The 7,567-nt window shown below is 63.4% G+C and carries 7 protein-coding genes; 3 read left to right on the forward strand and 4 right to left on the reverse strand.

Annotated features, from left to right (window positions below; translation table 11 throughout):
• The coding region (locus tag ACESMT_RS19210; protein ID WP_372828196.1) for an ABC transporter ATP-binding protein/permease at window positions 1–1,035 on the forward strand (1,035 nt) is incomplete at its 5' end.
• Here the strand turns inward: ACESMT_RS19210 and queC are convergent.
• From queC to ACESMT_RS19225, 3 genes are all read right to left on the reverse strand, one after another.
• On the reverse strand, window positions 1,036–1,743 hold the full coding sequence (gene queC / locus ACESMT_RS19215) for a 7-cyano-7-deazaguanine synthase QueC (protein WP_372828197.1): 708 nt from the start codon (window positions 1,741–1,743) through the stop codon (window positions 1,036–1,038).
• Between the two features lie 53 nt (window positions 1,744–1,796).
• Window positions 1,797–3,923, reverse strand: coding sequence for a TonB-dependent receptor family protein (locus tag ACESMT_RS19220; protein ID WP_372828198.1), 2,127 nt, complete (start codon window positions 3,921–3,923; stop codon window positions 1,797–1,799).
• A gap of 89 nt (window positions 3,924–4,012) precedes the next feature.
• Window positions 4,013–5,302, reverse strand: a complete 1,290-nt coding sequence (locus ACESMT_RS19225) for a D-amino acid dehydrogenase (protein ID WP_372828199.1) — start codon at window positions 5,300–5,302, stop codon at window positions 4,013–4,015.
• Window positions 5,303–5,384: 82 nt separating this feature from the next.
• On the opposite strand from ACESMT_RS19225, the gene ACESMT_RS19230 reads away from it, so the two are divergent.
• Together ACESMT_RS19230 and ACESMT_RS19235 are read left to right on the forward strand one after the other, a co-directional pair.
• Window positions 5,385–6,287 (forward strand): LysR family transcriptional regulator ArgP, encoded by a 903-nt coding sequence (locus ACESMT_RS19230; RefSeq protein ID WP_372828200.1) that lies wholly within the window; start codon window positions 5,385–5,387, stop codon window positions 6,285–6,287.
• An 86-nt stretch (window positions 6,288–6,373) separates the two neighbouring features.
• Window positions 6,374–6,850 carry a peptidylprolyl isomerase gene (locus ACESMT_RS19235; protein ID WP_372828201.1) on the forward strand — a complete coding sequence of 159 codons (477 nt, stop codon included), beginning with the start codon at window positions 6,374–6,376 and terminating at the stop codon, window positions 6,848–6,850.
• A 126-nt stretch (window positions 6,851–6,976) separates the two neighbouring features.
• Here ACESMT_RS19235 and ACESMT_RS19240 read toward each other — a convergent pair whose 3' ends face one another.
• Entirely contained in the window at window positions 6,977–7,267 is a 291-nt protein-coding gene (locus ACESMT_RS19240) for a hypothetical protein (RefSeq protein WP_372828202.1), read from the reverse strand.
• Between the last annotated feature and the right edge of the window lie 300 nt (window positions 7,268–7,567).

A 7,567-nucleotide genomic window follows, 5' to 3' on the forward strand; every position in this document is an offset into this window, starting at 1 on the left:
GCGCTGGACAAGGGCGAGGCGGTCGAACGCGTGCAGCTGGACAGCCGCTTTTCCACCGTGCTGGCCAACTACCTGACGCTGATCAAAAAGCAGAAAAACCTGATCTGGTTCACCAACTTCTTCGGCCAGGCGGCCGTGGTGTTTCCTTTTATCGTCGCGGCACCGCGTTTTTTCAGCGGCGCCATCCAGCTCGGTCAACTGATGCAGATCGCGTCGGCTTTTGGCCGGGTACAGGATTCTCTGAGCTGGTTTGTCGACAACTACAGCAGCCTGGCGGCCTGGCGCGCCACCACCGACCGCCTGACCGGTTTTGAAGACAGTTTCAGGGCTCTAGCCCACGCACAGCGGTCGCAGGCAGCTATCAATACAGTAGCAACTGACAGCCCCACCGGAGCACTCGACGCCCAGGGCCTGACCGTGGCGCTGCCGGGCGGCGCGGTCTTGCTGGCCGGTGTGTCATTACATGCCGAAGCCGGCGACAGGGTGCTGATCAAGGGGCCGTCAGGCAGTGGCAAGTCCACGCTGTTCCGTTCTTTTGCGGGCATCTGGCCTTTCAGCTGCGGCCGCACCACACTGCCGGCCAACACCATGTTCATCCCGCAGCGCCCTTATTTTCCCAACGGCAGCCTGCGCGACGCGCTGGCCTACCCGCAACCGGCCAGCAGCTACAGCGACGAGCAACTCAAGCAGGCGCTGGAAGACGCGCTGCTGCCCAAACTGACAGACCGGCTGAATGACGAAGACGCCTGGAGCCAGAAGCTGTCGGGCGGCGAGCAGCAGCGCCTGGCGATTGCGCGGGTCCTGCTGAAAAAGCCGGCTTGGCTGTTTGCCGACGAAGCCACCAGCGCGCTCGACGAGGCCGCCGAAAAAACCCTGTACGAACGACTGTTGGCACAGGTGAGGCTGGCTGGCGGCGCACTGGTGTCCATCGCTCACCGGCCAGCCGTAGCGGCCTTTCACGACAGGCAGTGGGAGCTGAGCAAGCTGCCCGAGGGCTCACCCGCCCTTTACGACCTCAAGGACACCCGCGCCTGATCAAGCCGCGGGCTGGGCCGCGGTGTAAGCCGCGTAACCCCGCGCACGCAGCGCGCAGGCCGGGCACTGGCCGCAGCCATACCCCCAGGCATGGCGGTGCTCGCGATCACCGAGGTAGCAGGTGTGGGTGTGCTCGATGATCAAGTCCACCAGCGCGCGGCCGCCCAGCGCCTCGGCGAGCGCCCAGGTGGCGGCCTTGTCGATCCACATCAGCGGCGTCTCGATCAAAAAACGCTTGTCCATGCCCAGCGACAACGCGAGTTGCATGGCTTTCATGGTGTCGTCGCGGCAATCGGGGTAACCTGAAAAATCGGTCTCGCAGACGCCGGTGACCAGCACCTGCAGGCCCCGGCGGTACGCCAGTGCTGCCGCCAGAGTGAGAAAAAGCAGGTTGCGGCCCGGCACAAAAGTGTTGGGCAGGCCAGAGCTTTCCATCTTGAACGCCATGTCGCGGGTCAGCGATGTTTCACTGACCTGCCCAAGCACGGCCAGATCCAGCAGATGGTCGTCGCCCAGCTTGTGAGCCGATTGCGGAAACTGTGACTTGATCTCGCGCAGCACCACCAGCCGCGCCTGCAGCTCGACGCTGTGGCGCTGACCGTAATCAAACCCCACGGTTTCAACGAGGTCGTACTTTGACAGCGCCTGGGCCAGGCAGGTGGTGGAGTCCTGGCCGCCCGAAAACAGGACGAGGGCAGTGGTGTGCATGGGGTAAATAAAGCTGGCGAAAGGCGCTTATTGTGCCCCGCGCGCGCAGGCCCCTAGAAACGGTAACTTGCCGACAGCGTCAGCACGTAGTTGCGTCCGGCGGCGGGTTCAAAGTAACGGCCGTTGCCCTCGTTGACGATCACCGAGCCGGCGTACTTGCGGTCTGTCAGGTTGTCCACCCGCGCCGTCGCGGCGATGTCCCAGCGGTACACCGCCAGAACATACCCGACATGCGCGCCCAGTGTCACGAAAGAAGCGGCCGCATCGGTGTTGAAGTCGTTGACCGCGACGCTGTCCAGGTAACGCGCATCCACACCGGCGCGCCAGCCAGTGAGCGGGCGCCAACCCACCTCCATCGCCAGCGCGTTGTGCGCGGTGCCGGGGATGCGCTTGCTGGCCGGCACCTGCGGCGCAGGGCACAGCGTGGCCGAGCCCACACAGGCGAGGGCATCCCGGTAAGACGCATCGAGCAGCGCGTACGACAGCTGGGCGAGCCAGTGGCGTACCGGCTCGACGCTGCCAGCCAGTTCCAGCCCGCGCCGCCGCGTCTCCCCGGCATTGCGAAAGGTGCTGCGCCCGCCCACATTGCTTTGCGTGACGATCTCGTCCTGCGTGGCGGTGGTAAACACCGCCGCCGTCCATTGCGCAGGCATGGCAGCGCCGGTTGCCGTGCGCCATTTCACGCCGGCCTCCAGGTTGTCGCTGCGCGACGGCCGCAGCGCAAAATTGAGCCCGGTTCCCCCGGGCCTGTAAGCCAGTTCGTTGAAGGTCGGCGTTTCAAAGCCGCGCCCCGCCGCGGCATAGATGCGCCACTGTGCGTCCGGAGCGTAAGTCACGCCGGCGGCCGGCAGGGTGGCGCTGTAACGCACGCTGCCGCTGTCATTGCCGTTGGTGCCTGTGATGTAGTTGTCGGCCGAATCGAAGCTGACGCTGCTGTGGCGCACGCCGGCATTCACGGTCCAGCGCGCATCCGGCTTCCAGGCCGCCTGCACATAGGGGTCCAGGCTGGAAACCCGGTTGTTTTCGTCGCGGCGCAGCGCACCCTGCACGCCCAGTGTGCCGCCCTGAAAGTTCTGCCAGCCACGCCGCTGCTCGCTCATCACGTCATAGGCCAGGCCGCTGACGATTTCCAGCGGTTGGGCTGCCAGCGCTGTGCGCATGATCCAGCGCAGGTCCAGACCGCCGTAATTGCGGTCCAGGCCGATCACGCCGCCGGGTTGATTGGCGCTGCTGTTCTGAACAAAAACGGGAATGGACTGGAATTGCGTGGTGGCGCGCTCACCGCCGTAAAGCATGAGGCGCAGCTGGTTGTCGGCATCGATTTTCCGCTCGTACACCGCGCCGATCTGCCGTTGGCTGACCGTCTTGCGCGTGTTGAAGGTGGTGGCTGCAGGGTCGGCGCTGCGCGGTGACGTATCAAACTGCGCGCGGCTCAGGCCCAGCGGGTCCTGCGCCTGCAGCGACAAGGTGTTGGCCACCAGCATCAATTTGCTGTCGTCGCCCAGCGCCCAGTCGAGCCGCGCATTGGCACCCTCACGCTCGGCCGCACTGTGCGCGCGAAAGCCGTTGGTGCTCAAGCGCCCCGCGCTCAGCACATAGCCCAGGGACCCGGCCGAGCCACTGGCCTTGAGGTTGGCGCGCCTCAGGCCGTCAGAGCCGGTGGCCACACTACCGCCCACCACCGGGGGCCCCTGCCCCTCTTCGGTGAGCACCTGCATGACGCCGCCCGAGGAATTGCCATAAAGCACAGAAAACGGGCCGCGCAGCATCTCCAGCCTCCCGACCGAAGATAAATCAATGTGCGAGAGCTGGCCTTGGCCATCGGGCATGGTCGCCGGGATGCCGTCCACGTAGAGGCGCACGCCGCGCACGCCGAAGGTCGAGCGCGCGCCAAACCCGCGCACCGACAGCTGCATGTCCTGCGCCTGGTTCTGCCTGTCACGCACCAGCAGCCCCGGCAGCAGCGACAGACTTTCTGAAAGATTGACCTGCGCCCGGCCATCGCTGCGGACACGCTTGCCATCGAGCACATCGACGGACGCCGGAACGTCAAAAGGCGAGAGTTCGGAGCGGGTGGCGGTGACGGTCACGGGCGCCAGTGTCTGGGCGCTGGTCGGGACAGCCGCGGCCAGCGCCAGGCAGGCCATGACAGGAGACAGGTGAGAGTGGGCAGGTTTCATTACAGGACGGGCGCGTTTGATGTGCTGATTTTGCCTGTCGGTGCGCCCGGCTGGCATGCCTCACCCGCATGGCCCCAGGAAAGGATGGATCAAACCCCGAGGAAACCAAACCTCAGTTCCGGCCGCTGACCGTCGATCAGCTCGGCGATGGCCTTGCCCGAGCCGGCGCCGTGGGTCCAGCCCAGCGTGCCATGGCCGGCGTTTACCCAGAGCTTGCCGACCCTGGTCTTGCCAATACAGGGAATGTTGGTCGGCGTGGCGGGACGCAGGCCCGCCCAGAAGTTGGGCTGCCCGCCCTGCGCCTCATTGCGGGTGTCGCACACGCCCGGCAGCACCTGCTCAATGCGGTCGGCCAGCATCTGGCACCGGGCCTGGGCCAAAGGGGTGTCCAGCGACAGGTTGTAGCCCGCTACCTCTATGGTGCCGGCAACACGCAAGGTGTCGCCCAGCCGGCTGATCGCGCATTTGACTTCATCGTCGATGGTGCTCACCCACGGTGCCCGTTCTGGCTTGAGCAGCTTGAAGGTGGCGCTATAGCCCTTGCCGGGATAAATGGACAGGTCTACACCTGCCGTGCGCAACAAAGGGGCCGACCAGGAGCCGCAGGCCACCACAAAGGCGTCGGCTTGCCATGACAGCAGCTCACCCGTGCTGCGCTTGCGGAGCTGGACTGAACCAACAGTATTGCCCGCCCTCTCCAGCCGGATGATGTCGTGCTCGTAGACAAACTGCACGCCGGCCGCTTCGCATCGCCGCGCCAGTTCCTGCGTAAACACTTTGGCGTCGCCGCTTTCGTCGCTGGAGGTGTAGGTAGCGCCCACGATGTGGTCGGAAAACGAGCGGTAGGCCGGCTCAATGTCAAACAGTTCACCGGGGCTGATGACCCGGCGGTTGACGCCAAAGCCCTGCATCAGCTTGGCTGCCTCTGCCGCCGAATCGAGCGATTGCTGGTCGGTGTAGTAATGCGCGATGCCGCGCTCCAGACGGTTGTAGACGATGCCCGTGTTTTGCACGATGTCCTTGAGCGCCTCGTGGCTGTAGGCGCCCAGCGCCACGATCTGCTCGACATTGCGCCGGAAAGCCGCGTCCGTGCACTGGCTTAAAAACTGCAGGCCCCAGCGCCACTGGCGCCAGTCCAGCTGGGGCCGAAACAGCAGCGGCGCGTCATTGCGAAACATCCACTTGAGCAACTTGGCCGGCGCCTCCGGGTTGGCCCAGGGTTCACAGTAGCTGACAGATATTTGCGCTGCATTGGCAAAGCTGGTCTCCATGGCGGCGCCGCTCTGGCGTTCGACCACCGTGACATCGTGACCGCTTTGGGCCAGGTGCCAGGCTGTGCTCACGCCAATGATGCCGGCGCCCATGACAATGATTTTCATGAGTGCAAGTTTGAGGGAGGCCGCCGCGAATTAACAGCCTCGTTAAACTCTTTGACAAATCATTAGAAAGGCTAATGTGCCCATGTATGACCCTCTTGCTCTCGAATGCCTGGCCGCTATCGTTGAAGAAGGCGGTTTCGAGCGTGCTGCCCAGCGGCTGAATGTCACGCAGTCGGCCATCTCGCAACGCCTGCGGGTGCTGGAAGGCGAGGTCGGCGCCATCCTGATCGTTCGCAGCCGGCCGCTCAAAGCCACCTCGGCCGGCAAGCTGCTGCTCAAACACACCCGCCAGCTTCGCCTGATACGCGCCGATCTGGAGCGTGATCTCAAGGAGCTGGCGCCCGGCCTGTCGGGCGGGGTCCGGGAAGAAGAACGCATTTCGATTGCCGTCAATGCGGACAGCATTGCGAGCTGGGCGCTGGATGCGCTGAGCGGTCTTGTCAAACAGGGCCTGCCCATCGAGATCATTGTGGACGACCAGGATTTCACCCATGACTGGCTGCGACAGGGGCATGTGCTGGGTTGCGTCACCACCCTGAAACAGGCCCTGCGCGGCTGCAAGGTGGCGCGGCTGGGCGCCATGAACTATGTGGCCGTTGCCGACCCGGTCTATGCAAAAAGTCATCTTCCCGGCGGGCTGCACGCTTCCAACTTCCGCGAACTCACCTACATCGCCTTCAACCGCAAGGACGACATGCAAAGCGAGTTTGTGGCCAAAGCGGTCGGCCTCAAACGTGTCGCCCTGAGTCAGTTGTTTGTGCCCAGTTCCGAGGGCCAGTTGCGCGCCGCATCGGCAGGATGGGGGGTCAGCGTTCTGCCGGAGCTGCTGGTCCGCGACCTGATTGATGCGGGCCATCTGGTCAACGTAGCACCTGACCATAACTTGCCCGTGCAGCTGTTCTGGCATTGCTGGAACCTGGAGTCGGCGGTGCTCGATTCCATTTCTGCGGCCCTGGCGTCAGAAGCGCAAAAATTGCTGCCGTGAGCGCGTGGGCAAGGCCCTTGCCCCAGCGCCCGGTCTTTGCGCGAAAATAGGGTTTTGCCAACCCCACCTTTCATTCAAGCTGACTCATGAAAATCGAAAAAGACACCGCCGTCACCCTGCGCTTCAAGGTTGTCGAAATCCAGGGAAAAGTTCTCGAAGAGAGCAAGGAACCCATGGTTTATCTGCATGGGGGTTACGGCAACACGCTCCCCAAAATCGAGGAAGCTCTCGACGGACAGGAACCGGGCTACCAGAGCACGCTGGAGCTGCAGCCGCAGGACGCTTTTGGGTTGCGCGACGAAAACCTCGTGCAGACCATTTCCAAAAAACAGTTCCCGCCAGGCGTAAAGGTCGGCGGCCAGCTGGAAGGCCGCAGCGAGGACGGCAAGTCCATTGCGTTCACGGTCATGAAGATCAAGGGCGACACGGTCATCCTCGACGGCAACCACCCCTTGGCTGGCAAGGCGCTGCGCTTCAGCCTGACCGTGACCGACGTGCGCAAAGCCAGTGAAGAGGAAATTGCGCATCGGCATGTGCATGGTGAGCACGGGCATCACCATTGAGCCCGCGCCGCCACGCGCGCGCCAGGTGTGCCGGGGAGTTTGCAAGCAAGAACTTGATTTCTACTTCGAATCGCGACATTGGTTGCGTATCCCCGAGGGTACCTAAGCCGGAGTTTTGAAGCCCAGTCAGGCGCGCGCCCTGTTGTTGAGCAGACGCCCAATGCGCGCCATCGAGCGGGGTGTTAGCAAACTCAGTGCCTCGCCTTCCGGGATGAACTGGCGCATCCGTCCGATCGTGTTCTCATTGGTGCCGCGCTGGTTGGGCCGCTGCGCATCGCACACACACAGACGCTCAGGCTCGGCCACCGCGCTTAGCGTGGTGAACTCGCTGCTGCGGTCAGTCGTGATGCTGAGCACCTGCCAGCGAGCATCGCCCAGCAAGTGCCGACTCACTGCAGCGGGGACGGTCTCCAGCATGAACGACCCTTGTGCTGCAATGGCAGTTACCCAATTTGCCATGACACTGAGGGGGAAGAATAGCCAGGCGGAGGTCCGATATGGGCTGGTGTAGTGCTTGCAAATTAGAGGACCTTATTATTCCAGGGCATCTCCAACGAAAACTTTGTCTCCGACACTCCGTGTCAGACTAGTTGTCGCCCCATCATGATTGCGGAAGGCCCGCATAGGAGCGCCATCTATGAGCAGAAATTTACACACAATTGAATTCAGAGAACAGGCCCTGATCAAGGTCAGGGAGCGCGGCACGCGCAGCGTGCA

Origin of the sequence: Polaromonas sp. (assembly GCF_041689105.1) — a bacterium.
Lineage (GTDB): Bacteria > Pseudomonadota > Gammaproteobacteria > Burkholderiales > Burkholderiaceae_C > Polaromonas.

Excerpts from the sequence above, each read along its gene's own strand:
- queC (WP_372828197.1), bottom strand. The coding sequence starts at position 1,743 with ATGCACACCACTGCCCTCGTCCTGTTTTCGGGCGGCCAGGACTCCACC.
- ACESMT_RS19220 (WP_372828198.1), bottom strand. The coding sequence starts at position 3,923 with ATGAAACCTGCCCACTCTCACCTGTCTCCTGTCATGGCCTGCCTGGCG.
- ACESMT_RS19225 (WP_372828199.1), bottom strand. The coding sequence starts at position 5,302 with ATGAAAATCATTGTCATGGGCGCCGGCATCATTGGCGTGAGCACAGCC.
- ACESMT_RS19230 (WP_372828200.1), top strand. The coding sequence starts at position 5,385 with ATGTATGACCCTCTTGCTCTCGAATGCCTGGCCGCTATCGTTGAAGAA.
- ACESMT_RS19235 (WP_372828201.1), top strand. The coding sequence starts at position 6,374 with ATGAAAATCGAAAAAGACACCGCCGTCACCCTGCGCTTCAAGGTTGTC.
- ACESMT_RS19240 (WP_372828202.1), bottom strand. The coding sequence starts at position 7,267 with ATGCTGGAGACCGTCCCCGCTGCAGTGAGTCGGCACTTGCTGGGCGAT.